The 25,933-nt window shown below is 60.9% G+C and carries 28 protein-coding genes; 23 read left to right on the top strand and 5 right to left on the bottom strand.

The genetic code is table 11. From position 1 onward, the window contains the following. The first annotated feature begins 202 nt into the window (after positions 1-202). Positions 203-1,507, top strand: a complete 1,305-nt coding sequence (gene lysA / locus FGM15_00410) for a diaminopimelate decarboxylase (protein ID MBU3664328.1) — start codon at positions 203-205, stop codon at positions 1,505-1,507. Positions 1,508-1,513: 6 nt separating this feature from the next. Here the strand turns inward: lysA and FGM15_00405 are convergent, their stop codons facing one another. Continuing rightward, the gene (locus tag FGM15_00405; protein ID MBU3664327.1) at positions 1,514-2,641 is read right to left on the bottom strand and encodes a DUF1460 domain-containing protein; all 1,128 of its coding nucleotides are present in this window, start codon (positions 2,639-2,641) and stop codon (positions 1,514-1,516) included. Here FGM15_00405 and FGM15_00400 point away from each other — a divergent pair. Genes FGM15_00400 through sufD form a run of 4 tightly spaced genes read left to right on the top strand, consistent with a single transcriptional unit; the run spans position 2,513 to position 6,498 of the window. Beyond that, positions 2,513-2,965, top strand: a complete 453-nt coding sequence (locus tag FGM15_00400; protein MBU3664326.1) for a transcriptional repressor — start codon at positions 2,513-2,515, stop codon at positions 2,963-2,965. The two genes, FGM15_00405 and FGM15_00400, sit on opposite strands and share 129 nt — an antisense overlap. A 4-nt stretch (positions 2,966-2,969) precedes the next feature. Next, positions 2,970-3,737: a Fe-S cluster assembly ATPase SufC gene (sufC, locus tag FGM15_00395; GenBank protein ID MBU3664325.1), complete on the top strand. Its 768-nt coding sequence runs from the start codon at positions 2,970-2,972 to the stop codon at positions 3,735-3,737. 15 nt (positions 3,738-3,752) lie between these two features. Further along, entirely contained in the window at positions 3,753-5,162 is a 1,410-nt protein-coding gene (gene sufB, locus FGM15_00390; protein MBU3664324.1) for a Fe-S cluster assembly protein SufB, read from the top strand. 19 nt (positions 5,163-5,181) lie between these two features. Next, a complete protein-coding gene (gene sufD / locus FGM15_00385) occupies positions 5,182-6,498 on the top strand; it encodes a Fe-S cluster assembly protein SufD (GenBank protein MBU3664323.1) in 1,317 nt (438 codons plus the stop codon). A 7-nt stretch (positions 6,499-6,505) separates the two neighbouring features. On the opposite strand, the gene FGM15_00380 is transcribed toward sufD, so the two are convergent. Genes FGM15_00380 through FGM15_00370 form a run of 3 tightly spaced genes read right to left on the bottom strand, consistent with a single transcriptional unit; the run spans position 6,506 to position 9,671 of the window. Further along, positions 6,506-7,741: a 2-oxo acid dehydrogenase subunit E2 gene (locus FGM15_00380; GenBank protein MBU3664322.1), complete on the bottom strand. Its 1,236-nt coding sequence runs from the start codon at positions 7,739-7,741 to the stop codon at positions 6,506-6,508. Positions 7,742-7,746: 5 nt separating this feature from the next. Next, positions 7,747-8,712, bottom strand: a complete 966-nt coding sequence (locus tag FGM15_00375; protein ID MBU3664321.1) for an alpha-ketoacid dehydrogenase subunit beta — start codon at positions 8,710-8,712, stop codon at positions 7,747-7,749. Further along, positions 8,709-9,671 (bottom strand): thiamine pyrophosphate-dependent dehydrogenase E1 component subunit alpha, encoded by a 963-nt coding sequence (locus FGM15_00370; protein MBU3664320.1) that lies wholly within the window; start codon positions 9,669-9,671, stop codon positions 8,709-8,711. Before FGM15_00370 ends, FGM15_00375 begins: the two co-directional genes overlap by 4 nt. A gap of 183 nt (positions 9,672-9,854) precedes the next feature. On the opposite strand from FGM15_00370, the gene FGM15_00365 reads away from it, so the two are divergent. The 18 genes from FGM15_00365 (at position 9,855) to FGM15_00280 (ending at position 25,342) form a co-directional block, all read left to right on the top strand. Continuing rightward, complete coding sequence (locus FGM15_00365) at positions 9,855-11,918, top strand: hypothetical protein (protein ID MBU3664319.1); 2,064 nt, start codon at positions 9,855-9,857, stop codon at positions 11,916-11,918. Positions 11,919-11,921: 3 nt separating this feature from the next. Beyond that, positions 11,922-12,884, top strand: coding sequence for an ABC transporter permease (locus tag FGM15_00360; protein MBU3664318.1), 963 nt, complete (start codon positions 11,922-11,924; stop codon positions 12,882-12,884). Beyond that, positions 12,881-13,780, top strand: coding sequence for an ABC transporter permease (locus tag FGM15_00355; GenBank protein MBU3664317.1), 900 nt, complete (start codon positions 12,881-12,883; stop codon positions 13,778-13,780). Before FGM15_00360 ends, FGM15_00355 begins: the two co-directional genes overlap by 4 nt. Then, the gene (locus FGM15_00350) at positions 13,777-14,619 is read left to right on the top strand and encodes an ABC transporter ATP-binding protein (protein ID MBU3664316.1); all 843 of its coding nucleotides are present in this window, start codon (positions 13,777-13,779) and stop codon (positions 14,617-14,619) included. Before FGM15_00355 ends, FGM15_00350 begins: the two co-directional genes overlap by 4 nt. A 38-nt stretch (positions 14,620-14,657) precedes the next feature. After that, positions 14,658-15,401, top strand: coding sequence for a ribonuclease PH (locus FGM15_00345; GenBank protein MBU3664315.1), 744 nt, complete (start codon positions 14,658-14,660; stop codon positions 15,399-15,401). Continuing rightward, complete coding sequence (gene gmd, locus FGM15_00340; GenBank protein ID MBU3664314.1) at positions 15,398-16,405, top strand: GDP-mannose 4,6-dehydratase; 1,008 nt, start codon at positions 15,398-15,400, stop codon at positions 16,403-16,405. Before FGM15_00345 ends, gmd begins: the two co-directional genes overlap by 4 nt. Positions 16,406-16,428: 23 nt before the next feature. Further along, positions 16,429-16,692: a 50S ribosomal protein L28 gene (locus FGM15_00335; protein ID MBU3664313.1), complete on the top strand. Its 264-nt coding sequence runs from the start codon at positions 16,429-16,431 to the stop codon at positions 16,690-16,692. Positions 16,693-16,735: 43 nt separating this feature from the next. Then, the gene (locus tag FGM15_00330) at positions 16,736-16,939 is read left to right on the top strand and encodes a hypothetical protein (protein ID MBU3664312.1); all 204 of its coding nucleotides are present in this window, start codon (positions 16,736-16,738) and stop codon (positions 16,937-16,939) included. 87 nt (positions 16,940-17,026) lie between these two features. Continuing rightward, positions 17,027-18,220: an L-2-hydroxyglutarate oxidase gene (lhgO, locus tag FGM15_00325; protein ID MBU3664311.1), complete on the top strand. Its 1,194-nt coding sequence runs from the start codon at positions 17,027-17,029 to the stop codon at positions 18,218-18,220. 49 nt (positions 18,221-18,269) lie between these two features. Continuing rightward, positions 18,270-19,352 (top strand): hypothetical protein, encoded by a 1,083-nt coding sequence (locus FGM15_00320; protein MBU3664310.1) that lies wholly within the window; start codon positions 18,270-18,272, stop codon positions 19,350-19,352. Next, complete coding sequence (gene hisB / locus FGM15_00315) at positions 19,349-19,936, top strand: imidazoleglycerol-phosphate dehydratase HisB (protein MBU3664309.1); 588 nt, start codon at positions 19,349-19,351, stop codon at positions 19,934-19,936. Before FGM15_00320 ends, hisB begins: the two co-directional genes overlap by 4 nt. Positions 19,937-19,938: 2 nt before the next feature. After that, positions 19,939-20,598 carry an imidazole glycerol phosphate synthase subunit HisH gene (gene hisH, locus FGM15_00310; GenBank protein ID MBU3664308.1) on the top strand — a complete coding sequence of 220 codons (660 nt, stop codon included), beginning with the start codon at positions 19,939-19,941 and terminating at the stop codon, positions 20,596-20,598. A 3-nt stretch (positions 20,599-20,601) separates the two neighbouring features. Then, positions 20,602-21,342 (top strand): 1-(5-phosphoribosyl)-5-[(5-phosphoribosylamino)methylideneamino]imidazole-4-carboxamide isomerase, encoded by a 741-nt coding sequence (hisA, locus tag FGM15_00305; protein MBU3664307.1) that lies wholly within the window; start codon positions 20,602-20,604, stop codon positions 21,340-21,342. Between the two features lie 68 nt (positions 21,343-21,410). Further along, complete coding sequence (locus FGM15_00300; protein MBU3664306.1) at positions 21,411-21,836, top strand: hypothetical protein; 426 nt, start codon at positions 21,411-21,413, stop codon at positions 21,834-21,836. Between the two features lie 54 nt (positions 21,837-21,890). Continuing rightward, entirely contained in the window at positions 21,891-22,760 is an 870-nt protein-coding gene (locus FGM15_00295) for a prephenate dehydrogenase/arogenate dehydrogenase family protein (protein ID MBU3664305.1), read from the top strand. Continuing rightward, the gene (gene aroA, locus FGM15_00290) at positions 22,757-24,052 is read left to right on the top strand and encodes a 3-phosphoshikimate 1-carboxyvinyltransferase (GenBank protein ID MBU3664304.1); all 1,296 of its coding nucleotides are present in this window, start codon (positions 22,757-22,759) and stop codon (positions 24,050-24,052) included. Before FGM15_00295 ends, aroA begins: the two co-directional genes overlap by 4 nt. Next, entirely contained in the window at positions 24,039-24,719 is a 681-nt protein-coding gene (gene cmk, locus FGM15_00285) for a (d)CMP kinase (protein ID MBU3664303.1), read from the top strand. Before aroA ends, cmk begins: the two co-directional genes overlap by 14 nt. Beyond that, the gene (locus FGM15_00280; GenBank protein ID MBU3664302.1) at positions 24,704-25,342 is read left to right on the top strand and encodes a 1-acyl-sn-glycerol-3-phosphate acyltransferase; all 639 of its coding nucleotides are present in this window, start codon (positions 24,704-24,706) and stop codon (positions 25,340-25,342) included. Before cmk ends, FGM15_00280 begins: the two co-directional genes overlap by 16 nt. On the opposite strand, the gene FGM15_00275 is transcribed toward FGM15_00280, so the two are convergent. Then, positions 25,335-25,928, bottom strand: a complete 594-nt coding sequence (locus tag FGM15_00275; GenBank protein MBU3664301.1) for a prepilin-type N-terminal cleavage/methylation domain-containing protein — start codon at positions 25,926-25,928, stop codon at positions 25,335-25,337. The two genes, FGM15_00280 and FGM15_00275, sit on opposite strands and share 8 nt — an antisense overlap. Positions 25,929-25,933: the final 5 nt, after the last annotated feature.

The raw sequence follows: 25,933 nt of genomic DNA, 5'->3' as shown, positions 1-25,933 counted from the left end.
AAAGGACAGGCGGTTCCGCCAAACGTCTTCCCGCGCCGGATCGACACGCCGGACCCAGCGCCAACAATATCGGGTGGGGCGGGCTTGTTTCACCGGATCACGTTGAGGCGCGCAGGTTGCGCGGGCAAGCCCCCTTGCTGCACCTTGGGCGGCGAGGCTTATTCTTCAATTTTCGCGCGGGCGTGACTACATTGGCCGGCTTATGCACGAATTTGCTTACCGCGACGGGCGCCTTTTCTGCGAGGGCGTTTCCTTGGAAGGCTTGGCGGACGAGCACGGCACGCCGCTTTACGTTTACAGCGCGAAGACCATACGCGAGCACTATCGGCGGCTCGATGGGGCGCTCGAAGGCCTCGATCACCGGGTGTGCTTCGCCATGAAGGCCAATTCGAATCTCGCCGTGCTCGATCTTCTCGCGCGCGAGGGCGCAGGTTTCGACATCGTGTCCGGCGGCGAATTGTTCCGCGTGCTCAAGGCGGGCGGAAGAGCGGATCTCTGCACCTTCGCCGGCGTCGGCAAGACGCGCGAGGAAATCGAATACGCCCTCGAACAGGGCGTTTACTCGTTCAATGTGGAATCGGAGCCGGAACTCGAGTTTATCAACGAGATCGCGGCCGCCATGGGGAAAAAAGCACCGGTCGCCCTGCGCGTGAATCCCGACGTTGATGCCCAGACGCACAAATACATCTCGACCGGCAAAAGCCACAACAAGTTCGGTATCGGCATCGATCGTATCCTCGGCATCTACAAAGAGGCGTCGAAATTGCCCTACCTGCAGCTGCGCGGAATCCAAACCCACATCGGTTCGCAGATTTTGGAAACAACGCCTTTCGTCGAGGCCGTGCGCAAGCTCGTGCCGATCGTCGAGGAGCTGAAGAAACTTCACGGCATCGAGTTTTTCAGCATCGGCGGGGGTGTCGGGATTATTTACCGCGGAACTTTGGAAAGCGGTGCCCCGGATTGGTGGAAGCGTGCGGATGAAGACGGCGGGAAGCGTATCGGTTTCGACGACTACGCAAACGCCCTGGTTCCTTTGCTGCAACCTCTGGGTTTGAAAATCCTTCTCGAACCCGGACGCAGCCTCGTCGGCAACGCCGGCGTCCTGCTGGCTTCCGTGCTTTATGTGAAGCGCACACCCGCCAAGACATTCGTCATCACCGATTCCGGCATGAACGACCTCATCCGTCCGGCGCTCTACGAGGGGCACCACGAAATTGTGCCGCTCAAAGAACCGGCAGCAGGTGCGCCGCTTAGTCCGGTCGATGTGGTCGGCCCGGTTTGCGAAAGCGGCGACTTCTTCGCGCAGGATCGCGGGTTGCCCGAGGTCGCCGCGGGCGACCGTCTCGCGCTGCTCAGCGCGGGCGCCTACGGGTTTGTCATGGCCTCGAATTACAACTCGCGCCGCTTGCCCGCGGAAATTCTCGTCGATGGCGACAAGGTGCTGATCGTGCGCGAGCGCCAGACGTGGGACGACCTGATCGCGGGGGAGAAAATCGCGGCTGCCTGAACCGCGTCAGCGCGCGGCCATTTCCTGCGTTGGCGGAAGATCCAGCGGGCGCACCACGTAGATGCCTGCGTGCGTGCTGAACTTGTTGAGGTAATCGCTCAGGCGCGAGTCGAGCACGACTTTGCGGTAGTTTTTCGAGGCGTGGAGAAAACGCAGATCGCCGCTTTTGTCGCGCGAGGCGATGCCGACATGGGACGTGTAGGATCCGTGCCAGTTGGTCACGATGCAGACAATGTCGCCGTTGCGGAGTTTGGATTCGATACCCGGCACCCTCGATTTCGGGATGTAGCTGATACCGCGGCGCGAAAGCTCGTTTTCGATGCGGATAAATTCGGGAACCATCGAGGGATCAGCGCGCAACTGGCGGTAGAGGTGCGGCTTGGCACCCATGTCCTGCATGTCGCGATGAAGCTTCACGCCCCCCAGCGAAGGTGTGACATTCTGCACGAGACCGCGCGCCTCGTTGTCGTAAAGCCATTGCTCGAGATGGTGCAACCGCGAATCGAAGCGTCCGGTGCAACGGCCGCCGCGGTAGCGGTCGATTTCGATCAGTCGCAGCATCTCCTGCGGGGAATACGGGGGCGGATGCATCGCAACCAGGCGACCCATGGCCAGAGCCGTCTCGAACAGCGTCCAGCAATCCATGCCGTTCATGTTGACCGAAGGCGCCTCGATGCGGTCGTGCAGCTCGAGCGTGTAGTTCACGTAAGGGGTCCCCTGCAGCGCGAGGGCGAACTTGTTGACGCGCTCGCCGAGCGGCAGTGCACCCCATCCTGCATCGTAGCCGCGCTTCATCAACTGATGGAATTTCGCCGGTCCGACAAAAGTTTTTTCCAAAGGGAGGCCGGCAGCGGCTGCAAGCGAAGAACAGAAGAAGAGAAGTGACAGCGAGGCAAGAAGGGGTCTCATGGGCGGCAAGATAGCACACTGCGGAAGCATTGCACTGCCGTCCTTATTAAGAATTATTCTTGAAATAAATTGTCCGGCCTCTAGCTTCCCGCTTCCATGACCGCTGTCACCGCCAGCTCCAAGCGTCAGCTCAAGCGCTACGAAGAGTCGATTGCGCAGGACGGCCTGCGCCTCACCCGCCAGCGCCGGCACGTTTACGAGGTGCTCCTGGGCCGCCAGGACCATCCGACAGCCATGGAAGTTTTTCTACGGGCCAAGCCGCGGATGAAGACGCTTTCGCTGGCCACAGTTTACAACGTCCTCGAAACGCTGGCCGACCGCGGCCTGGTGCGCAAAGTGCACCTCGACAGCGGATCGACCCGCTATTGCGCCAACAACTCCAAGCACGGACACTTCACCTGCACTTCCTGCGGCGCGGTGATGGATTTGCCGCTGTTGCCCGGTGCGCAACTTGAAAAACTCCATCAGCTGCCCCGGGGATACACGGTGACGCAGCAGGAGGTTTCGCTGCACGGTCTCTGCGCAAGCTGCCGCAAAAACCACAACTGAGCTTATGAAACACCTGAAAATCGAAAACCTTCATGTCAGCATCGGCGACCGCGAGATTCTCCGCGGCCTCTCCCTCGACCTGCCGACCGGACAAGTGCACGCCATCATGGGCCCGAACGGCTCGGGCAAGAGCACGCTGGCCAAAGTCATCGCCGGCCATCCCGACTACACTGTCACATCCGGCAATATTCTTTTCGACGGCGAGAGCATCCTCGAGATGGAACCCGACGAGCGCGCGCGCAAAGGCATCTTCCTCGCCTTCCAATATCCGAGCGAAATCCCGGGCGTAACCATCGCCAATTTCATCCGCGCGGCCCTTCAGGCCCGCTTGCCCGAGGGTGAAGAACTCGAGGCCACCGATTATTACGCCAAGCTCTACGAGAAGATGGACCTCCTCGAGATGCCCCGCCAGTTCACCTCGCGCTCGGTCAACGAGGGCTTTTCCGGCGGCGAGAAAAAACGCTGCGAGATCCTGCAAATGGCCATGCTCCAGCCGACGTTCGCTTTGCTTGACGAGACGGATTCCGGCCTCGATATCGACGCGCTCAAGATCGTTTCGCACGGCGTGAACTCCCTGCGCGGACCGGACACCGGCATGCTGGTCATCACGCACTACCAGCGGCTGCTCAATTACATCGTTCCGGACGTCGTCCACGTGATGGTCAACGGCCGCATCGTCGAGAGCGGCACGAAGGAACTCGCCCTCAAGCTTGAAGCCGAGGGCTACGACTGGGCCAACGAACCCGAGGCGGAGGAAGCCGCTGCACGTTGAACCGGAGGACAAACCATGAGCGACGCACAGACCCAACTGGAAATCGACCGCGAGAAGGGCAACTTCCGCTACGACGTCGATTACGAATTCGACGCCGGCACCGGGCTTACCGAAAAGACCATCGACTACATCAGCGGCGTCAAAGGCGAGCCCGATTGGATCCGCGAATTCCGCAAGGACGCGCTGAAAAAATTCCTCGAGAAGCCCATGCCCACCCATTGGGCCTCGAAGGACCTCGAGAACATCATTTTCGACAACATCCGCTACTACCTTGCGCAGGGGCAGAAGCCCAAACGCTCGTGGGACGAAGTGCCCGATGAAGTTAAGAAGACTTTCGAGCGTCTCGGTATTCCCGAGCAGGAGCGAAAGTTCCTCGCGGGCGTGGAAGCGCAATTCGACAGCGAGGCGGCCTACTCCAATATCAAGGAAGCGGTCGGCAAGCAGGGCGTCATTTTCGTCGGCAGCACCGAGGGCCTCAAGGAGCACCCGGAAATTTTCCGCAAGTGGTTCGGCAAGGTCATTCCGACCGGCGACAACAAATTCAGCGCGCTCAACAGCGCGGTCTTCAGCGGCGGCTCGTTCATCTACGTCCCGCCCGGCGTCAAAGTCTCGCACCCGCTCCAAGCCTACTTCCGCATCAACGCGGAAAACTTCGGACAGTTCGAACGCACCCTCATCATCGCCGACGAGGGCTCCGAGGTCACCTACATGGAAGGTTGCACCGCACCGAAGTTCGACACGGCCACGCTGCACAGCGCGGTCGTCGAGCTGGTCGCGCTCAAGGGCGCGAAAATCCAATACATCACCGTGCAAAACTGGTCGAACAACGTGTTCAATCTCGTGACCAAGCGCGGCCTGGCCATGGAAGATGCCGAGGTCAAGTGGATCGACTGCAATATCGGTTCGCGCCTAACCATGAAATATCCGGGCGTCGTCATGAAGGGGCGCCGCGCCCGCGGCGAAGTGATCTCCATCGCCTTGGCCGGCGATGGACAGCACCAGGACACCGGCGCGAAAATGATCCACGCCGCCGACGAGACCACGAGCAACATCGTGTCGAAGTCGATCAGCGTTGGCACCGGTCGTGCCACTTACCGCGGACTGGTCAATGTCCCGCGCCACCTCAAAGGCTGCAAAAACAACACCGAGTGCGATGCGTTGCTTATCAACAGCAACAGCCGCACCGACACGTATCCGGCCATCACCGTGCGCGGCACCGGCAACGCCTGCCAGCACGAGGCCAGTGTCAGTCAGGTCAGCGAAGAGCAGATCTTCTACATGCAGCAACGCGGACTCACCGAGGCGCAGGCCATGAGCCTCAGCGTGAACGGATTCGTCAACGATCTCGTGCGCCAATTCCCCATGGAATACAGCGTCGAACTCAAACGCCTGATCGATCTCGAAATGGAAGGGTCGGTCGGCTGAGCAGTCCGGAGGGCTGAACATGATTATGGCTACCGCACCTGTTTCCGGCGTCCCCTTGATGGAAGGCGCCCTTGTCGAAGGTAATTGGCCCGAGTGGTTCGTCGCGTCGCGTCAGCGCGGATGGGAGGATTTCCAAAGACTCCCAGCGCCCGCGGCGAAGGACGAAAAATGGCGTTTTTCCAACGTCAAAGCCCTCGCGCTCGACGGCTTCCGTTATCCCGCGGCGGTGACTGATGCCTCTGCGCTGGTCGAACGCTCAGTTGGGCTCGGCGAATCCGCAGCCCGGTTCGTTTTCGGCAACAATCGTCTTCTGTCTGCCACCGCTCCCGCCGCGGATCTGGTCAAAGCCGGTCTTGTGGTCATGACCCTCGAGGAAGCTGCCACGAAACATGCTGATCTCGTGCAAAAGCATTTCATGGCGCAGGAAGCCAAACTCGGCTCGGCCAAATACGCCGCGTTACACCGCTCGGGTCCGGTCAGCGGCGTCTTCATCCGCGTGCCCAAAGACCTCATCGTCGAGAAACCGATCGAGATTTTCCATTGGGTCGAAGGTGAAAACTCCGCCGTTTTCCCGCACACGCTCGTCGTCTGCGAACGCCACAGCAAAGCGACGGTCGTCGATTGCTTCCGCAGCGCCGATGACGCTGCTGCCTTCGTCTGCGGGGTCAACGACCTCGTTGTCGAGGACGGTGCCAAGCTGAACTACGTCGGCGTGCAGCAATGGAGCGCCGGCACCACCGCGTTCCATCTGAACTCCACCACGGTCGGACGTGACGCGTCGTGCCTCGGCATGCAGGTCAATCTCGGCGGCAAATTCGTCCGCAACGAGAGCTACAGCCGCATGGTTGCCGAGGGTGCGCGCAGTGACATGCTCTCGGTCAACATCGCGTCGAACGAACAGATGATCGACCAGCGCACCTTCCAGGATCACGCCAAGCCGAATGCCACGAGTGATCTGCTTTACCAGAACGCCCTGACCGGCAAAGGCCGCACCGTGTTCTCCGGCGTCATCCGCGTCGAACCCGGCGCGCACAAGACGGATGCCTACCAGAAAGTGCGCAACATCGTTCTGAGCGACGATGCCGAAGCCAACAGCATGCCCGGCTTGGAAATCGAAGCCGACGATGTCCGTTGCACGCACGGAGCGACCACCGCGCAAGTCGATGACCGCGAGCTGTTCTATCTGCAGGCGAGGGGTATCCGCCCCGAGACTGCGCGGCAATTGCTCGTCATGGGATTCTTCAACACCGTCCTCGACCGCCTTTCGGACACCACACTCCGGGGCCACATCGAGACTCTTGTCGATAAACGCCTCGCCACTGCTCTCCGCAGTTGAGTTTCGTTCAAAGTTGTTCGGGACTGTTGAGTAAGTCTGCTATGCGGGTGAGCAGGCGGCCGGCGGCGCCGCCGTCGAGCACGCGGTGATCGAAGCTCAAAGTGAAGCGCGCGACGGTGACAGGCACGAACTGGCTTTTCTCTTTGTCCCATTTCGGCTCGATGCGCCCGGCGCCGAGTCCGAGGAGCACAGTCTGCTCGGGCAGGGGAATCGGTGTGGCCAAAGTCAGGCCGAAGGTGCCGTAATTGGTCACGGTGGAAATGCACTGTCCCATGTCGGCCGGCGTGAGCCGGCGCTGGCGCGCGAGTTCGACCAAGCGCGCGTAAATCGGGACCAGTTCTTTCAGCGTGTGCTTGTCCGCATTCCTTATAACCGGCACTAGCACCCCGTCCTCGGCTTCGACCGCGAAGCCGATATCGATCGAGCCAGGATGGATCACCTGGCTGCCGATGAGGCGTCCGGCTGGCGCGCTGTTTTCCGAAAGCGCCATGGCCAACGCGCGCAGTGCATAAAGTGAAACGCCGGCTTTTTCCGCGGACGCTTTACGGTGAGCGAGCATCTTGTCCAGTTCGACGGGCAAGACCACAGTGGCCAAGGGGCGCGTCCAACTGCGGCGCATCGCGTCGGCCACGGCCACGCGCATGGAAGAAGCTTCGGTGACCTTCTGCTGGTCGAGATTTTCCATGAACCGCTCGAAGTCCTCGATGGTCACGCGTCCTCCCGCGCCGCTACCGGCCACGCCGGCCAGATCGGCGGCGCTGAGTCCGAGTTCTGTCATGCGCGCCTTCATGCGGGGGGAAAGATATGACGCACCTCCGGCATGGGCGGGAACGGGAAGACCTTTGATGACAGGTTCGGGCTTGTCCGAATGTTTCACCTCGGGCTTGGCCACGCGTTTTTTCTTCGGGGCTTCGGGAGCGCCGGCCGGCATGGAGCCGACGGGTTGTCCGTTGGCCGCGGTCTCCTCCGGCTCGAGGTAGCCCATGCGTTCCGCGTCCTCGTCCGACACCTCGAGATAGCCGAGGGTCGCGCCGACGGCATAACTTTCTCCCTCTGCCGCGCGCAGTTCGACGAGTTTGCCGCTGCAGGGGGCCACCACGCCCATGACCGCCTTGTTCGTCTCGACTTCCATCACGTCCGTGTCGCCGACGATGTCGTCTCCGGGTTTGGCGATGAGACGAACGATGGTGGCCTCGGCGATCGATTCGCCGAGTTGGGGCATGAGCAGAGGAATGCGGGCCATGGGAATTATTGGGTGAGAAGCTGGCGCAGTCGCGCGGCGATGGTGGTGGCGGTCGGCCGGTGCGCCGCCCACAAATCCGGATGGTAAGGCACGGGCGTTTCTTTGGCGTTGAGGCGCATCGGTGCCGCGTCGAGAAGACCGAATCCTTCGGTGGCCACGCGCGCAATGACTTCGGCGGTCACGCCGCCCCACGGCCATGCTTCGCCGACAGCGAGCATTCTTCCTGTGCGCGCGACCGAGGCGAGAACGGTGTCGGTGTCGAGAGGTTTGACCGTGCGCAGGTCGATGACTTCTATTTGCCAGCCTTCTTGGACGAGTTCCTCGGCCGCCTGCAGCGACTCGTGGAGCATTGCGCTGTAGGTCACGACGGTCGCGTCGCGACCGGCGCGGGCGATGCGCGCCTTGCCTGCGGGCATGGCAGTGTCGGGAAGTTTTTCGGCTTTGAGGTGGTAATAGAGTAGCTTGTGCTCGCAGAACACGACGGGATCGTCGATCGACACAGCTTCAAGAAGCATGCTGTAGGCGTCCTCGACCGTCGCCGGTGTCATAACGACAATACCGGGATAGTGCGAATAAATCGCTTCCATGCTCTGGCTGTGGAAGGGACCCGCGCCGAGTGTGCCGCCGCTGGGCAGGCGCACAACTATTGGGCAGGGAACATCCGTGCGGTAATAGAGCGTGGCCGCCTGGTTGACGATCTGGTTGAAGCCGACGGTCGAAAAGTCGGCGAACTGCATTTCCACGATGGGCCGAGCGCCTTCGATGGCGGCTCCTATGGCCATGCCGACGATGGCATCTTCGCTCAGCGGCGAGTCCATGACGCGACCGGGAAATTCGGCGGCGAGATTTTTCGTCGCTTTGAACGCGCCACCGAAGACACCGACGTCCTGACCATAAATGAACACGCGCGGATCTTCGGCCAGCGCTTTTTCCTGTGCGGCGCGGATCGCTTCGAGATAGGTGACGCTCATTCTTCCTCCGCTCCGGAATGCCCGTCGATGAGCCGCGCGGTGGAAATGGCGCACCATTCCTCCGCGGACGGATCGGGTCCTTTTTCGCGCTGTGCTTTGTTCAGTGCCGCTTCGACTTCGGCCTGTGCCTCCTTGGTCCAGGCCGCGATGTCCTCGGGGCGGGCGAGCCCGTTTTCGGCGAGTTGGTTCGCGCCGACTTCGAGGCAGTCGCGTCCCACGTTGGCCTTGCGCAGGCTGGCATCGACGTAGCCGGCGTCGTCGTGCTCGCCGTGGCCGACAAGACGCAGGAGTGTGGCAACCACCATCTGAGGTCCGTTGCCCTCGCGGGCGGACTGGACCGCCATGTGCAAAGTCTCGAGGCACGCCGCGGGATCTGTGCCGTCGCATTTGTAGCCTGCAATCCCGTATCCGGCGGCTTTGTCCAGCAGGTCGCCGCAGGCGAACTGGCGGTTGTTCGGCGTGGAGTATGCGTATTGGTTGTTCGCGATGACGACGACGAGCGGCAAGCGCTCGACGGCGGCGAGGTTGATGCCCTCGTGGAAGGCGCCCGTGGATGTTCCGCCGTCGCCGATCGAGGTGACCCCGACAACTCCCGTCTCACCGCGCAATCGCCGCGCGTAAAGTCCGCCGGCCACGACGGGAACCATCGCACCGAGATGGCTGATCATCGCGTAATAGCCTTCGCGCGGGCGGCCGCGGTGGATATTGCCGTCGCGTCCGCGCATGGGGCCTTGGGCTGATCCGAGATAGGTGCGGAAGGTGTCGAGCACGGTGTCGCCGAACGCAAGGCGTCCGGCCTGATCGCGGATGAGCGGGCCGAAGATGTCGCCTTTGCGCAGAAAAATGGCCGAGGCGGTGCTGAGTGCTTCCTGCCCTTTGCCGAGGAACACTCCGCCCTTGATCATGCCGGCTCGATAAAGGCTCGCCAGCTTGTCCTCCGTGGCCCGCGCGAGCAGCATGTTGCGGTAAGCGCGGACGTAGAGCGCAGGGTCGTTGGCCGACTGTGTGTTGGCACCCGCGTTTTCCTTGACTGCCGTGACCATCAGAATGCGCGAGCATAGCCTCCATGGCGGGTGCGCTGCAAAGGCAAAAGGGGAGCCTTTTGGCTCGCGATGGCAGTTGCATAAGGGAAAATGCGCGCGATGCCACGTTTGCGAACGTTGATAACGGGGGTCCCCTTGCTGCTTGCGGCGGTCACGGCCGTGGCGCTTTGGACCGTGGCCCGGGTCTCGGTGCAGAAGAAAAACGAGATGTATATCGGAAGCATCGGGGAGCCAGCCACCCTGAACCCGATCCAGGCATCGGATTCGGCATCGGGTTCGGTGACCGGGGTTATTTTCAACGGCCTGCTCAAATACAATGCCGACTTGGAGATCGTGGGGGACCTTGCTTCGGACTGGCAGCTGAGCCAGCAGAGCACGTTTTTCTTCGCCGGTCCGGGCGAGGCATTGCAGGCTGCGGCGAACATGGAATCGGCGATGACCGACCGCGCCGCCCTGCATCTCGAGCGCTACCGCGCCGAAGGCAACAGGCTGATTCTCGAGCTTTCGCTGCCGGGTGTGCGGGACTCGGAAAAACTCGCGGGTTTGTTCGGCGATGCGCGGCCGATTCCTGTCCACACCCTGGCCGTGGTGTCGCCGCAGCCTTTGGGCAAGGCGCTCGAGGAGTTCGCCGCCGCCGACCTGGCCGCGCGTGTCGTGCGCATCTGGAGCAACGGAAATTCGGGCGAGCTGGTTTTTCTCGGCAACGCGGAAACGACCAAGGACCGCCTGCGCTCTTTCCTCGGCAACCCGGACGGGTTGATTATCGAGCCGGTGACCGCGCCGCCGTTTCTCGCGGAGCCGCAGATTCTTTTCCGGCTTCACGACAATGTGCGCTGGCATGACGGTGCGTCTTTCACCTCGCGCGACGTGAAATTCACCTACGACGCGATCATGGACGATCGCGTGGCGTCGCCGCGCAAGCCGGACTACGAGTTGGTGCTTTCGCTGGACACCCCGGACGAGCGCACGGTGCGCGTCGTTTACCGGCGACCGTTTTCTCCGGCCCTGGAAAGCTGGATGATGAGCATGTTGCCGGCGCATCTGCTGGCTGGCGTGGCGCCGGACCGCTGGCCGCTGGTTTTCAACCGTTCGCCCGTGGGCACCGGCCCGTTCAGGTTCGCCGAGTGGAAAACAAACCAGTTCGTCCGTGTCGAGCGCAACGACGACTATTTCCTCGGGCGTCCGCATCTGGACGGCATCGTTTTCCGAACATTGCCCGACCCGCTGACGCTCCGGCTGGCTTTCGAGACGCGTCAGGTGGATTTCTGGTCGGCCGACCCATGGGCAGTCGGAAGCTTCAAGGACGATCCGCGTTTCACCGTGTTCACTTCTCCCAGCAATTCTTACAATTACATCGGCTGGAATTTGCGCCGCCCGATGTTCCAAGACTTGCGGGTGCGCGAAGCGATGGCGCACGCGGTGAATACCGGCGACATGATCCGTCACGTGCTTTACGGCTATGGCACGCAGAGCACGGGGATCTTCACGCCGGAAATGTGGTTCTTCAACCCGCGCGTCCGGCCGCTCTCCTACGATCCGGAAAAGGCCAAACGGTTGCTCGACGAGGCCGGATGGTTGCCCGGGCCCGGCGGCATCCGCACGAAGGACGGCCAACGCCTGGCGTTCACCCTCATCACGAACAACGGCAACGCCATCCGCAGCGACATTGCCACGCTGGTGCAGGCCGGTCTCAAGGCGGTGGGTATCGAGGTGAATGTGGAGATGTATGAGTGGGCCGTGCTCCTGAAAAATTTCGTCAACAAGGGCGAGTTCGATGCCATCGTGCTCGGCTGGGCGCTGGGGCAGGGGTTCGACCAATTCCAGATCTGGCACTCTTCGCAGACCGAACCCGAGCGTCTGAACATGGTGGGATACAAGAGCAAGCAGGCCGATCGTTTGCTCGAAGCTGTGCGCGAGGAATTCGACCGCGACGAGATCATACGCATGTGCGGCGAACTCCAGCAGTTGATCTACGATGACCAGCCTTACCTTTTTCTCTTCGTTCCGGAGGGGACGTCCGTGATGTGGAAGGATGCTTTCCGCGTCAAGCGTCCCGGACCCGGTGGAACGTGGATCGACGAACCGGTGAAAATGACCAAGGCCGGCTGGAGCCATTACCTCGAATGGTTTTACCGTCCGGAATACGCGGAGGCCACGAACTGACCCATGGCCGCCTTCATCGTCAGACGCTTGCTCATCTCGACCGTCCTGCTGTTTTTCATCAGCCTGATTTCGTTTTTCATCATCACGCTGACCCCTGGCAGCCCTTATCCGTGGGGCGAGCTGAATCCGAAAATTTCCGAGGAAGTGAAGCGTGTTTTTCGCGAGAAGTTCCATCTGGATCGACCGCTGCACGAGCAATACGCGCTGATCATGCGAGACCTCTTCACGGGTCGTTTGCGCAGCATCAAGGATGAGCGGCCGGTCTTGGAAAAGATCGGCGAGCGGCTGCCGGCCACGGTCGCGCTCAACCTCGGTGCGCTGGCGCTCTCGCTGAGCTTCGGGCTGCTGCTCGGTATCTACGGTGCGCGGCACGCGGGACGTCCGCCTGATGTCATTACCAGCATCATAGCTTTCGTGTTCATCGCCCTGCCGGGTTTCTGGGTTTCGTATTTGGCGGCTATCGCGCTGGTGGATTGGGCGGCCGTTCCGATCCTCGGAACGCACACCATCGGCGTGGCGTTTTCCAATGGTGCCGAGGTCCTGCTCGACCGTTGGTGGCACGTGATGCTTCCGGCTTCCATTCTCGCGATCGGCGGTATTGCGGTGCAGTCGCGTTTTATCCGCGCCAGCATGATCGAGACTTTACGAGAGGACTACATCCGCACCGCACGTGCGAAAGGGTTGGACGAGAATGCTGTCTTCTACCGCCACGCCCTTCGCAACTCGATCCGCCCGCTCATCACCGGAATCGGCATGCTGTTGCCCGCGCTGATCGGCGGTGCGGTGATCGTTGAAAATATTTTTGCTTACCCGGGAATGGGGCGTCTGGGTTACGAGGCGGTGCTTGAGCGTGATTACCCCACGCTCGTGGCGTTGAACTTTGTCACCGCGGCACTCGTGCTTCTGGGCAACTTGCTGGCCGATGTGCTCTATGCCGTGGTGGATCCGAGAGTGAGGCTCGAATGATCACGACGACTCCGGAACCGGTTGAGCAGGCCGCAGTCAGCCCGGCGGGGCGTGCTTTGCGCCGCTTCCGCGCCAACAAGATCGGCATGGCGGCTGCGAGTCTCGTCGTTTTGCTCGGGCTGGTCGCCCTTGTTTTCTTCATTCTCGACCGCCTCGGTATCCCGTGGCCGATGGATCCGAACGCGACAAACCTCGAGCGCAAACTGCTCCCTCCCAATGCGGTGAACTGGCTCGGCACGGACAACCTCGGGCGTGACGTGCTGAGCCGCCTGCTCAACGGTGCCTACATTTCGCTCACCGTCGGTTTCATCGCCGTGTTTGTTTCGCTGTTCATCGGGGTGACGGTCGGTGCGGTGGCGGGGTATTACGGCAAATGGGTGGACAACGTCATCATGCGCGCGGTCGATGCCATCATGTGCTTCCCGACGTTTTTCTTGATCCTCACTGCGGTGGCGCTGCTCGGTCCGAGCATCATCAACATCATTGTGGTCATCGGCTTGGTGAGCTGGACGGGCACCGCGCGTCTGGTGCGGGCGGAATTTCTCACTTTGCGCGAAACATCCTACGTTCAAGCGGCGCGTGCGCTGGGCCAGCGGGCCCCGGGAATCATCTTCCGTCACATCCTTCCCAATGCGGCGGCACCGATTGTTGTCACTGCCGTGCTCGGAGTGCCCGAGGCGATCCTGGCCGAGGCAGGACTGAGTTTTCTTGGTTTCGGTGTCCAACCCCCGCAAGCGACCTGGGGTAACATCATCGCCGACGGAAAGACCTACATTCTCGATGCGTGGTGGCTGATTCTGTTCCCCGGGCTTGCCATTCTCGTCGCGGCATTGTCGTTTTACCTGACCGGCGATGCGCTGCGGCAAGCGGTGGAGACCCGGTCGGAAAGACAATGAGCAAACCCATCCTCCAAGTCCACGACCTGTGCATCGAGTTCGTCCTCGAGGACCGGACCATCGAGGCGGTGAAAGGCGCGACCTTTGAACTGGCCGCGGGTGAAACGCTGGCTATCGTCGGCGAAAGCGGCAGCGGCAAGAGCGTCACCGCGCTGGCCCTCACGCGGCTGCTGCCGGTGCCCCCGGCGCTGATCAAACGCGGCGAAATCCTTTTCCGTGGAGAAAACGTCATGGCGATGGACGCGGCGCAGCTTCGCAAACTCCGCGGCGGGAAAATCGCCTATATTTTCCAGGAGCCGAGCACGTCGTTGAATCCGGTTTACACCGTGCGCAGTCAGATCGGTGAGGCCATCCGCTTGCACCGTCCCGACGTGACCGACGTCGATGCGGAGATTGTCCGCTGGCTCGACGCCGTGGGCATCGTCGATGCGGCGCGGCGCATGCATGACTATCCGCACCAACTCAGCGGCGGCATGCAGCAGCGTGTCATGATCGCAATGGCCTTGGCCTGCCAGCCGGACGTGCTGGTCGCCGACGAACCGACCACCGCACTCGATGTCACGATCCAGGCTCAGATCATGGACTTGCTCGGCTCGCTGAAGGAACGCTTCGGCATGTCGATCATCCTCATCACACACAACTTCGGCATCGTCTCGGGTTTTGCCTCGCGCGTGCTCGTCATGTATCGCGGAAAGATCGTCGAGCAGGGTTCCACCGCGGAGGTTCTGGAGCATCCGCGGCATCCTTACACCCGCGCTTTGATCGATTGCATCCCACGGCTCGGTTCGAAGCAAAATCGTCTCAAGACAATCGACCACGCGGCAATCGGAGCAGCTTGAGTCTTGATTTGCGGCCGCGGTCCCACTTGGATGCGCGGATGGAACGTTCTTTCGGACGGCTTGCCGACGGTCTGCGCCCTGTGAGTTTCGAACAGGGCATCGCCCCGCATGCCGCGGGCTCGGTGCTGGTGTCCTTTGGCAACACGAAAGTCCTCTGCGCCGCGACGATCGATGAAGCGGTGCCGCGTTGGATGCAGATCCAGAAAGTGCCCGGAGGCTGGCTCACGGCCGAATATTCGATGCTTCCTTACGCGACATTGGACCGGAAGCAGCGCGACATTTCCCGAGGGAAACTCGACGGAAGGACGACAGAAATCCAGCGGCTGATCGGCCGCTCCCTGCGTGCCGTGGTGGACTTGGACAAGCTCGGGCCGCGGACGTTGTGGGTCGATTGCGATGTTTTGCAAGCGGATGGCGGGACGCGGACTGCGTCCATCACCGGGGCCTGCGTCGCGGTGGAGTTGGCCTGCCGGAAATTGATTGCTGAGGGAAAAATCAAGGAAACGGCCCTCAAGGAGCGCGTGGCGGCAATCAGCGTGGGCGTTGTCGGCGGCGAGGTGCTGCTGGATTTGGACTACATGGAAGACAAGGACGCCACCGTGGATATGAATCTGGTCATGACGCAAAGCGGCGAGTTCGTCGAGGTCCAAGGATCGGGGGAGGAGGCCACTTTCGGTGAAGAGGCCTTGTTTGAAATGCTGCGCGTCGGGCGCTCGGGCATCGAAAGTTTGCTTGCGCTTCAAGAGGCGGCTCTTAGTCTCCCTGCCCCGTCAAAAGCATGAAAAAGGCGCTCGTCACAGGCATCACAGGGCAGGACGGTTCGTATCTGGCCGACATGCTTCTGGCCAAGGGCTACGAGGTTCACGGGATCATCAGAAGGGCGAGCACGTTCAATACCGCCCGTATCGACCACCTTTATCAAGATCCGCACGTCAACGGTGTCCGGCTCTTTCTCCACTACGGCGACTTGGCCGACTCGGTGAACCTCACCAAGCTTCTCTACGATCTGCAGCCCGACGAAGTCTATAACCTTGGCGCCCAGAGTCATGTGCGGGTCAGTTTCGATATCCCCGAATACACGTCCGATGTCACCGGGGTCGGCACGATCCGGATCCTTGAAGCCATCCGCGAGTCCGGGGTGAAGCCGCGTTTTTACCAAGCCTCGAGCAGCGAAATGTATGGCAAGGTTCAGGAAGTGCCGCAGACCGAGAAAACACCGTTTTGGCCGCGCAGTCCCTACGGTTGCGCCAAAGTATTCGGCTACTGGGCCACGGTGAACTACCGCGAGAGCTACGGGCTCTTCGCCTGCAACGGCATCCTGTTCAACCACGAGAGCCCGCGCCGCGGCGAAACCTTCGTGACCCGGAAAATTTCCCGCGCCGTGGCGGCGATCAAGCTCGGCCTGCAAAACGAACTGTATCTGGGCAATCTCGATGCCAAGCGCGATTGGGGTTACGCCCCGGAATATGTGGAGGGCATGTGGCGGATGCTGCAAGCCGACCAGCCCGATGATTACGTTCTGGCCACCAACGAAACCCATACGGTCAAAGAGTTTGTGCAGGAAGCCTTCGGTCACGTCGGGCTCGATTTGGAGAAACACGTCAAATACGACGCCCGCTACGAGCGGCCGGCCGAAGTGGATCTTCTGATCGGCGACCCTGCCAAAGCCAAGCGCCAGCTCGGGTGGGAACCGAAGGTCCGCTTCAAGGAGCTTGTCCAGATCATGGTGGACGCCGATCTGGAAATGCTTGAAGGAAAGGGCCGGGTCCACCAACATCAAGACTGATCAACAGAAGAAACGGAAAATCTATGTCCAGAGTTTGCAGTGTCACAGGAGCCAAACCCAAGCGCGGCTCCACCATCCATCGTCGCGGTATGGCCAAGAAGAAAGGCGGCGTCGGCCGTCACGTCACGGCCAACACGCCTCGCTATTTTACCCCGAACCTCCAGGAGAAGCGTATCTGGGTTCCGGAGTTGAAGCGGTTCGTCAAAGTCAAACTGACCGCCCGCGCCCTCAAAACCATCAACAAGAACGGGGCTTACGCGACTCTCAAGAAGGCCGGCGTCATCTGACCCTCTTGAATCCCACCAAAACTAAGAAAGGAAACACATCATCATGGCATTCAGCACAGTCAGCAAAAAAAGCGGCAAAACCTATTACCTTCACTCGCGCCTGCAAAAGTTGCGCGGCGGTCAGGAGGTGACCCTGTATTACTTCGCCGGCGCGCCCGGTCAGGGCGCGATCGATGCCCTTCCCCAGGGTTACGAAGTTTCGGAAAACGAGCGCACGGGTCTGCCTCTGCTCAAGAAAAAGAAGTAAGGCGCCAGACCAGACGTTTTTTCATGAAGCGGCCCGGCACTCGATGCAGGGCCGCTTTTTCTTTGTGCGGATCGCGGTGAAGCGCCTGTGAAAAGTCCTTTGATCATCGGCGGCGGCCTGGTCGGCCTCGGCACGGCGTGGCAGCTGCTCCGCTCCGGACGCGTGCCTGCTCTCACGTTGTTGGAAAAGGAGGCGCGTGTCGGTTCGCACCAGAGCACGCACAACAGCGGGGTTCTCCACGCGGGGCTCTACTACAAACCCGGCTCGCTCAAGGCGCGGCTTGCGGTCGAGGGCATCCGCGAAATGACCGCTTACTGCCGGGAGAAAAATGTTCCGCACGAAATCTGCGGCAAGGTGGTGGTCGCCGTGGATGAAGCCGAAGTGGCGCGACTGCGCGAACTCGAGGCCCGCGGCAAGGCCAACGGTCTGGCCGGCCTGCGTTGGTTGGACCGCGACGGACTCCAAGCCCTCGAACCCCACGCCGCCGGAGTGGCCGCGCTCCACGTTCCCGAGGAAGGCATTGTCGATTACGCGGCCGTTTGCGAGGCATTGCACGCCGACATTACGGCGATGAATGGGCGTGTCGTCACAGGCGCCCGAGTCGCCAGCCTTCGCGAGACCACGGACGGATGGGTTGCTGCGACGACAGTTGCCGGCGAGTTCACCGGTGATTTCCTCATCAACTGTGCCGGACTGCAAAGCGACCGCGTGTGCCGGCTGGCAGGCGTGGACCCGCGGGACCGCATCGTTCCTTTCCGCGGCGAATACTACAAATTGCGGCCGGAGGCCACGCGGCTCGTGCAGAATCTTATTTACCCCGTTCCGGATCCCAAATTTCCTTTCCTCGGCGTGCACTTCACGCGTTTGATCCACGGAGGCGTCGAGGCCGGCCCCAACGCGGTTCTTGCGTTTGCGCGCGAGGCCTACCGCAAAACCCAGTTCGATCTCCGCGACATGGCGGATGCGCTGGCTTTCCCCGGACTCTGGAAGTTTCTTGCCCGCCATCCGCGCATGGCATGGGACGAAGGAATCCGGTCGTTGAGCAAAAAACTGTTTTGTAAATCTCTCCAGCGCCTGGTTCCCGGATTGCGTGAAGATGATCTGGCTCCCGGCGGTGCTGGCGTGCGCGCGCAGGCCATCTCGCAGGATGGCGAATTGGTGCAAGACTTCCGCTTGCTCAAAGGCGTGCGCGCTCTGCACGTCGTCAACGCGCCGAGTCCAGCCGCCACGGCATCCCTCGCCATCGGACGCGAAGTCGCCGCGCGGATCGGGTTGTCTTGAGCCGCGGGAATTCCTTCCGTTGCCGGCGGCGTGCGGTTAGTTTTTCGCGGTGCAAAAATTTCTGTCCGTAATTCTCGCGCTGATCCCGCTCGCGGCATCCGGTGCCGAGTGGATCGAGTTGAAAGACGGCACCAAGGTGGAGGGAAAAATTTTGTCCGTTGGCGCCGACAGCGTTTTGATCGAGATGCAGGAAAGTCCCACGATCCGCGGGGAAAAATCCTACGCTCGCGGCGAAATATCCAAGATCCAACGCGCAACGCAGGACGACATAGCTTTCGAGGAAATTGCGGCTCTTTCCATTCCGCCCACGGCCGACGATCCAAGTCTCCACGACGCGCTGTTGGATAAGGTGCGTCCATTCATGAAAAACTATGCTTACAGCAAGCACATGCCGGCTGCGCGCCAGCTTGCGAGCACTCTCGAAGCCGAACGCGCGCGGCTTGCGGCGGGCGAGGTGAAAATCGACGGACTGTGGGTCGGTGCCGATGCCATGGTATCGGACAAAACCGAGATTGGCGGACGCTTGCAGTTGTCAAAGATGAAAAACACGGCGGATCCGGTTGCGGTGCTTTCCGGATTCGAGACCCTCGAGAAAAGCTACGGCAATTCTTCCTCTTACCCGGAAGGCGTCGCGCTGGCCCGTGTCGCGCTCGGGCAAATGCGCGGTTCCCTGACCCGCGCCCGCGCGGATCTCGAGCGGAAGAACCGTGAACAGCAGCAGGGACTTCAGTTGGCCAGTGTTGATCGCCGTGCGCTCATGGAAAAAGGCATCGAACAGGAAAAGGCAGCGACACAGGCCCAGATCGACCGCACCAAGCAGAGCGGCAAGAAGTGGTTTCCAATCCTGCTTGATACGAAGGCGCTGGATGAATTGTCCAAGCTCGTGGACAGCGAGGAAGCGCGTCTTTCGAAGATTGACGCGCAGAGCATGGCTTCCGCCGTGACAGCCGCCGGCGAAGCCAAGCAACAAATCGCGGATGGCCGTCTCGCGGAGGCGAAGCTCAGTATTGAGCGCGCCCGGACACTCTGGCCGAAATATGCTTTGCTTGCGCAGTTCCAAGAATCGCTCAAAAAAGCCGAGTCTGACGCTGCCCTAAAAACCCAGGAACCCAACAAGCCCGCCGAGCAATGAACCGCACCGCCACCGTCAAAAGAAAAACCAAGGAAACCGACATCGAGCTGAATTTTGTCATCGATGGCAGCGGCCGTTCGGAAATTTCCACGGGCATCGGATTCTTCGATCACATGCTCGACCTGTTTGCCAAGCACGGGCTGTTCGATTTGACGCTCAAAGCCAAGGGCGATCTCAACGTCGATGCCCACCACACGGTTGAGGATGTCGGCCTCGCCTTGGGTCAGGCTTTGCGCGAGGCCCTGGGAGACAAAGCCGGGCTGGCCCGCTACGGCTGGTGCCTGTTGCCGATGGATGATGCGCTTGCCCGCATTGCGCTCGATTGCGGCGGCCGGCCTTATCTTGCCTACGATGCACCGGACGAAGCGGGGCCGATCGAAAACTTTCCCTTCCAGTTGCTCGAGGAATTTCTCCGCGCGTTCAGCGTCCAAGGCGGCCTTAATCTGCATGTGGCTCTCCTTGATGGACGCGATGCACATCACATGGCTGAGGCGGTGTTCAAGGGTTTGGCCCGCGCTCTCGACCAGGCCACACGGATCGATCCGCGCGTGCAGGGCGTGCCGAGCACCAAAGGCACCCTTTGAGCATGTCCTTGGTTGATGCAGGCAACGAGGCTGCCCGGCCACGTGTGGCGCTGATCGATTACGGAAGCGGGAACTTGCGAAGCGTGGAAAAAGCTTTGCAGCACGCCGGCGCCGAGGTGGTTCGCTGCGCCGACCCTTCGTCCATGGGCGAGTGCCGCGCCATCGTTCTTCCCGGCGTCGGATCGTTCGGTGATTGTGTCCGCAATCTCGACAGCAGGGGATTGACAGAACCGCTGCGGGAGTGGCTGGCGTCGGATCGCCCGTATCTTGGAATCTGCCTCGGTTACCAGATTCTTTTCGAGCGCAGCGTCGAATCACCCGAATCGAAAGGCTTGGGCCATTGGCGCGGCTCGGTCGTGCGTTTTCCCTCCGGCCCCGGTCTCAAAGTCCCGCACATGGGCTGGAACAGCCTCCTCTGGCGGCAGCCGGACCGGCTTTTTGAGGGCTTGCCTGATCCGGCGCATGTTTTTTTCGTTCACTCGTATTTTCCCGAACCCGAGGACACTTCAATTGTCACCGCCGTATGCACGCATGGCGTGACGTTCGCCGCGGCAGCCGGTCGTGGCAACGTCCGCGGCGTGCAGTTTCATCCCGAAAAAAGCCAAGCGACCGGCTTGCGTATCCTGGAAAATTTCGTGCGCGGTTTGGCCGATGCGACCTGATTTATGCTGCTTTATCCCGCGATCGATCTGATGGATGGCAAAGCGGTCCGCCTCAAGCAGGGACGTGCCGCGGACAAGACCGTTTATTCCGACGACCCTGTGTCCGTGGCGCGCGACTGGGAGACCCGCGGGGGAGACTGGCTCCATGTTGTCGATCTCGACGCCGCATTCGAGGGGCGACAGGCCAATCTCGACGTCGTCCGGCGCATGGCATCGGCAATAAGTGTTCCCCTCCAACTGGGTGGAGGCATGAGGGATGACGTTGCGATAAGAAAAGCACTCGACGCCGGTGCGGCACGGGTCGTGATCGGGACGCGTGCGGCGGAGGCGCCGGATTTTGTCGCGGGTGCGGTCAAGAAGTTCGGCGGCGATAGAATCGCGGTGGGTATCGACGCGAAAGACGGCTTTGTTGCGGTCAAGGGCTGGACCGAGGTGACCGGTCTGGCGGCCATCGATTTTGCGCGGAAGATGCACGCCTGCGGCGTCGGCGCGATCATCTGCACGGACATCGCCACGGACGGCATGTTGCAGGGACCGAATTTTCAATCGGTCGAAGACATGGTTTGCGCGGTCGATTGCCCCGTCATTGCCAGCGGCGGCGTGTCGTCCGCCCTCGATCTGGCTCGCTTGGCGCGCATCCCGCGCCTTTCTGGGGCCATCATCGGTCGGGCACTGTTTGACGGCTGCATTACCGGCGACTTGCGGGCAGCTATGGCGCGCGCAGCTGCCGAGGCCGGCCTGTAGCAGACGGCGGGGCGCATTGCCCGAGTTTGGCCTTGCAGTCCCATGCCGACTCTGATCATTTCGCTGGTATGAACCGACTCATTCCGGCCGCGTCCTTGGTTTTGCCCTTGGCGCTTCTTCTTCCTGCCTGCACGGAAAGCAAGCCGCCGACCACATCTCGCAACCGCTACGGCTACGGCGGAACGCAAACTTTGCAGCAAACCCAAACAACACCTGCGACTCTGCCGCCGCTGGCAGGAACCGATACTGGTGTTGGAGTGACTGATACGGCTTTGGTCAACCCGGTTCCCAGCGCCAATCCCACCCCGGCGCCGACGCCCCCGCCCGTGAGTCTTCCCACGCCGGACATCTCCTACGGAATTCCCGTGCCCGGCAAACCCGGTTTCGTCACCAGCCCGCATGCGCCCAGCGCGGGGTTTGTCGATGTCCGTGGTTTTCCTCCGGGAACCGAAGTCAAAGATCCTTACACAGGACGCATCTTCCTCGTTCCCTGACGAACGATTTTCCGGCGTGAGGTCCGCGCCTTTGCCTGCCATATTCGGCAGGTCATGAGCGCCCATCCTTCATCCGTCGCCGTATTGGGCCCGGGGCTGATGGGTGCTTCGTTGCTCATGGCTTTGCGCCGCAGGATGCCCGGCACCAGGCTTGCCGCATGGGCCCGACGCGACGATGCGCTCAAAGAACTGAAAGATCGCGGATTGGCTGACGTCGTTTCAATCGATCCTGCAAAGGTGGTCGAAAGTTCCGAGATAGTTGTCTTTTGTGTCCCCGTGGAAACCATGACCAGCCTGGCCGAGTCCGTCGCTGGGGTCGTCGGCCCCGCAACACTCGTCACCGATGTCGGCAGCGTGAAGGGCCAAGTCGTGCGGGAGCTGGAGGAAGTTTTTGCGGTCCATCGGAATTTTGTCGGCAGCCATCCGATGTGCGGATCGGAAGAGGCCGGTCTCGCGGCGGCGCGGGAAGATCTTTACGAAGGAGCAGTCTGTGCGGTGACGCCGAGTGAGAAATCCCGGCCTGATCGGGTTGCCGCCGCCTCGGATTTTTGGAGCGCCCTCGGCGCTCGTGTTATCACGCTGTCCCCTGAACAGCATGACCGAGCCGCCGCCATGGTCAGCCATGTTCCGCATGTTGCAGCATCGGCACTGGTCGAAACGGTCTTTGCCAGCGAGCCCGTGTGCCGGACGATGTGTGCCGGAGGATTCCGTGACACAACGCGTGTGGCCTCCGGGGCGCCGGATCTTTGGACCGGGATCCTTTCCTCGAACCGGGCTGAGGTGGCCCGGGGAATCAGCTGCCTGATCGACTCTCTGCAAAGCATCAGGATCGCCTTGGAGAATAACGACATGACCCGCGTCTCGGATTTCCTTCGCTCGGCCGCCGAGCATCGGGCCCAAATTGTCGGGCAAAGGGCGACATGACTTTAAGAGTCCATCGTGCGCCGCCCATCAAAGCGGCCATCAGTGTGCCGCCCGACAAAAGCATGTCGCATCGCGCAGCCATGTTGGCGGCGATCTCCGACGGCTCTTGCACCGTGCGGAATTTTCTCATGGGTGAGGATTGTCTCGGAACAATCCGCGTCCTTCGGCAACTCGGTGTCGCGATCACGGATGCGGGGCCGGGCGAGTTTTTGATCCGCGGATGCCGCGGCAGCTTCACCGCTCCTGAAGGCGATCTGGATTGCGGAAACTCCGGAACCACGATGCGACTGATGTCCGGTTTGCTCGCTGCGCAGCCATTCAGTGCCAGGCTCATCGGCGATGATTCGCTCTCTCGCCGTCCCATGAAGCGTATCATGGGGCCGCTTGGCCTCATGGGCGGCAACCTTCGGACGGAGGGACCGGGGGATTGCCCTCCCTTGGTTGTTGATGGGAACCCCGCGTTGCGAGGCATCGAATACTCGTTGCCGGTTGCAAGTGCCCAAGTGAAGAGCGCGGTTCTGCTCGCCGGATTGTTTGCCTCGGGAAAAACAACGGTGATCGAGCCGGTCGCAACGCGAGATCACACCGAGCGCATGCTTAACCATTTCGGCGTTACGGTTCACCGAGAAGGAAATCGCATCACGGTGTCCGGCGGCTGCTTTCCCAAGGCCCGCGATTTCACCGTTCCGGGCGATGTTTCTAGCGCGGCTTTTTGGTTTGTTGCCGCCGCGGCGCAACCGGGGGCGCGCTTGTGCGTGCGTGACTTGGGTCTCAATCCGACGCGCACGGGTGTTCTCGGCGTTCTTTTGCGCATGGGGGCGCGAATCCGGGAAGAGCACAGGAGCCAGGGACCCGGCGAACCATCCGGCCTTGTCGAAATCACCGGCAGTCCGCTCAAGGGGACAATCATCGTAGGAAAAGAAATACCCAATGTCATCGACGAGCTGCCGGTGCTTGCGGTGGCGGGTGCGCTGGCATCGGGCACGACCATTATCCGCGACGCCGCGGAACTGCGCGTCAAAGAGTCCGACCGTCTTGCCGTGGTGGCGCATCATCTGCAAGCGATGGGAGCCGATGTCACTGAACACAAAGACGGACTCGAGATCCGCGGTGGCAAACCGTTGCGTGGAGCGACGCTTCCGAGCCATGGGGACCATCGGATTGCCATGGCGTTTGCCATTGCGGGACTTTTTGCGGACGGCGAGACGGTGATCGAAGATACTGCCTGCGTCGAAACATCGTATCCGGGATTCGAACGGCAACTACGGGAGGTTGTTGATGGACGCGCGTGACTCGACGGTCGTAATCGCCATGGACGGTCCTGCTGCTTCGGGTAAGAGCACGGTGGCACGGGAATTGGCGCGCCGGCTAGGTTACAGGTTTTTCAACTCGGGGGATCTTTACCGGGCCATGACGCGGGGCTGCCTTCGCCAAGGCGTGGATTGCCGCGATGCACGCGCGGTCGCGTTGGCCTCGGAAAATGTGCAAATCGACATCGCCGCGGATGATCACCAGTATTTTCCGATAATCACCGGCGAGGACGCGCGCCCGTATCTGCGCGGCGAGAATGTCAACGCAAACGTATCGCACGTCTCGGCGGTTCCCGAAGTGCGTTCGGTCATCACGGATACCATCCGGAAGCATGCGCAAGGCCGTCAAACCGTGATCGAGGGTCGTGACATCGGATCAGCTGTCTTTCCCGAAACTCCGTTCAAGTTTTACATTGATGCGAGCCCCGAAGTGCGCCAGCAGCGGCGCCGCAACGAGGGACAGACGGAGGAAATCGCCCGCCGCGACAGCATCGATTCGACGCGCAGCACCGCACCGCTGAGCGTTGCGCCCGGGGCGGTTGTCATCGACACGTCCGATCTCGCGGTGGCGGGCGTGGTTGCAGCGATACTCGGCAAACTCCGCGAAATGGGACTGCCGGCCGCAAGTGCTTTATGCAGCAACGAATGACCTTCTGGTATTTGCTCGGCTATTCGCTGAGCAAGGCTATCGCGAAGACTTTTTTTAGCTACCGCGTCATCGGGTCGGAAAATATCATTGAAGAAGGACCGGCCATCATTGCGGCCAACCATGCCAGTTTCCTCGACCCGCCGCTTGCCGGTGTCGCTTGCCAGCGAGCCATCCATTACCTCGCACGCAAATCCCTTCTCGATTGGCCCGTCATGGGGCCGATTATGCCCGAGTGGAATGTCATTCCCGTCGATCCGAAAAACGCGGAGCGTAGCGCGCTTATGGGTCTTATCCGCGTGATCCGCGCAGGCGGCGCAGCTCTGATCTTCCCCGAGGGCACAAGGTCAAAGGACGGTCACCTTCAACACGCGCAACCGGGAATTGGGATGATTATCGCCAAGACAGGTGCCCCGGTGGTTCCTATGCGCATCTTCGGATCATTCGAGGCCTTTCCCCGCGACCGCATGATGCCGCACCGGGTGCCGATCACTGTTGTTGTGGGCAAGCCGCTTTACTTTGACAAAATTCCCGCCGACCGCGACTCCTACCAAAAAGCAAGCGACCGCGTCATGGACGCGGTCGCCGCTTTAAAGCTCGATCAAAAAAATCGCCCCTCTAGTTGAGCGGCGTGAGATTGTTGTAATTGGTCGAAACTACAGACGAATTGGTAACGTCTGTCGGGCGGTTGTAAACGCCACCATCCCCACCCTTGCGGAATACTACGAAGCCCTTATCCCCGTAGGGAGCGTTGGTGGTAAGGCCAGATGCACCCCAGTTTTTCGTGATCACGAAGGGTTGATCTGAAGGACTGGACTCCGTTGTCTGCATGATCTTAAAAGCGATGCCCGTCGCCGTGAAATTGGTATTGGCCACGATCACGCCGGGAGCTGCATAAATTTTTTGGAGATCAGCACCTGTGAGATATTTGCCATCCGTCAGAGCCTGACTGAATGTGGGGACAGTCTGCACGGTATTGCTGGCATTCATGGTCCAAGAAGCACCGCTGCCTGCCGTCGTCGTATCGATCGACATTGTTTGAGTAGCCAGGGTCAGTTGGCGGCCGTTGTTCAGTGTTTGTGTCATCTGTCCGCGCACCAGTGCGCTCGAGACGGCAGGAACTGCCAACGATGCCAGAATGGCTATGATTGAAATGACGACAAGAAGTTCGATGAGGGTGAAGCCCCGGAGGGAGCGACGGAGATTTTTCATACCCC

Source organism: Chthoniobacterales bacterium (assembly GCA_018883245.1).
Lineage (GTDB): Bacteria > Verrucomicrobiota > Verrucomicrobiia > Chthoniobacterales > JACTMZ01 > JACTMZ01.
The sequence above is the reverse complement of the archived record's forward strand: the minus strand, read 5'-3'. Positions and strand labels throughout refer to the sequence as shown.

Coding starts and splice junctions, on each gene's coding strand:
- cmk (MBU3664303.1), top strand. CDS start 24,039: ATGGACGCGCGTGACTCGACGGTCGTAATCGCCATGGACGGTCCTGCT.
- hisA (MBU3664307.1), top strand. CDS start 20,602: ATGCTGCTTTATCCCGCGATCGATCTGATGGATGGCAAAGCGGTCCGC.
- FGM15_00380 (MBU3664322.1), bottom strand. CDS start 7,741: ATGGCCCGCATTCCTCTGCTCATGCCCCAACTCGGCGAATCGATCGCC.
- aroA (MBU3664304.1), top strand. CDS start 22,757: ATGACTTTAAGAGTCCATCGTGCGCCGCCCATCAAAGCGGCCATCAGT.
- sufC (MBU3664325.1), top strand. CDS start 2,970: ATGAAACACCTGAAAATCGAAAACCTTCATGTCAGCATCGGCGACCGC.
- FGM15_00350 (MBU3664316.1), top strand. CDS start 13,777: ATGAGCAAACCCATCCTCCAAGTCCACGACCTGTGCATCGAGTTCGTC.
- FGM15_00375 (MBU3664321.1), bottom strand. CDS start 8,712: ATGAGCGTCACCTATCTCGAAGCGATCCGCGCCGCACAGGAAAAAGCG.
- FGM15_00330 (MBU3664312.1), top strand. CDS start 16,736: ATGGCATTCAGCACAGTCAGCAAAAAAAGCGGCAAAACCTATTACCTT.
- FGM15_00345 (MBU3664315.1), top strand. CDS start 14,658: ATGGAACGTTCTTTCGGACGGCTTGCCGACGGTCTGCGCCCTGTGAGT.
- FGM15_00400 (MBU3664326.1), top strand. CDS start 2,513: ATGACCGCTGTCACCGCCAGCTCCAAGCGTCAGCTCAAGCGCTACGAA.
- FGM15_00335 (MBU3664313.1), top strand. CDS start 16,429: ATGTCCAGAGTTTGCAGTGTCACAGGAGCCAAACCCAAGCGCGGCTCC.
- FGM15_00370 (MBU3664320.1), bottom strand. CDS start 9,671: ATGCTGCTCGCGCGGGCCACGGAGGACAAGCTGGCGAGCCTTTATCGA.
- FGM15_00280 (MBU3664302.1), top strand. CDS start 24,704: ATGCAGCAACGAATGACCTTCTGGTATTTGCTCGGCTATTCGCTGAGC.
- sufB (MBU3664324.1), top strand. CDS start 3,753: ATGAGCGACGCACAGACCCAACTGGAAATCGACCGCGAGAAGGGCAAC.
- lysA (MBU3664328.1), top strand. CDS start 203: ATGCACGAATTTGCTTACCGCGACGGGCGCCTTTTCTGCGAGGGCGTT.
- FGM15_00275 (MBU3664301.1), bottom strand. CDS start 25,928: ATGAAAAATCTCCGTCGCTCCCTCCGGGGCTTCACCCTCATCGAACTT.
- FGM15_00365 (MBU3664319.1), top strand. CDS start 9,855: ATGCCACGTTTGCGAACGTTGATAACGGGGGTCCCCTTGCTGCTTGCG.
- FGM15_00295 (MBU3664305.1), top strand. CDS start 21,891: ATGAGCGCCCATCCTTCATCCGTCGCCGTATTGGGCCCGGGGCTGATG.
- sufD (MBU3664323.1), top strand. CDS start 5,182: ATGATTATGGCTACCGCACCTGTTTCCGGCGTCCCCTTGATGGAAGGC.
- hisB (MBU3664309.1), top strand. CDS start 19,349: ATGAACCGCACCGCCACCGTCAAAAGAAAAACCAAGGAAACCGACATC.
- FGM15_00300 (MBU3664306.1), top strand. CDS start 21,411: ATGAACCGACTCATTCCGGCCGCGTCCTTGGTTTTGCCCTTGGCGCTT.
- FGM15_00355 (MBU3664317.1), top strand. CDS start 12,881: ATGATCACGACGACTCCGGAACCGGTTGAGCAGGCCGCAGTCAGCCCG.
- FGM15_00360 (MBU3664318.1), top strand. CDS start 11,922: ATGGCCGCCTTCATCGTCAGACGCTTGCTCATCTCGACCGTCCTGCTG.
- gmd (MBU3664314.1), top strand. CDS start 15,398: ATGAAAAAGGCGCTCGTCACAGGCATCACAGGGCAGGACGGTTCGTAT.
- hisH (MBU3664308.1), top strand. CDS start 19,939: ATGTCCTTGGTTGATGCAGGCAACGAGGCTGCCCGGCCACGTGTGGCG.
- FGM15_00405 (MBU3664327.1), bottom strand. CDS start 2,641: ATGGTCCTGGCGGCCCAGGAGCACCTCGTAAACGTGCCGGCGCTGGCG.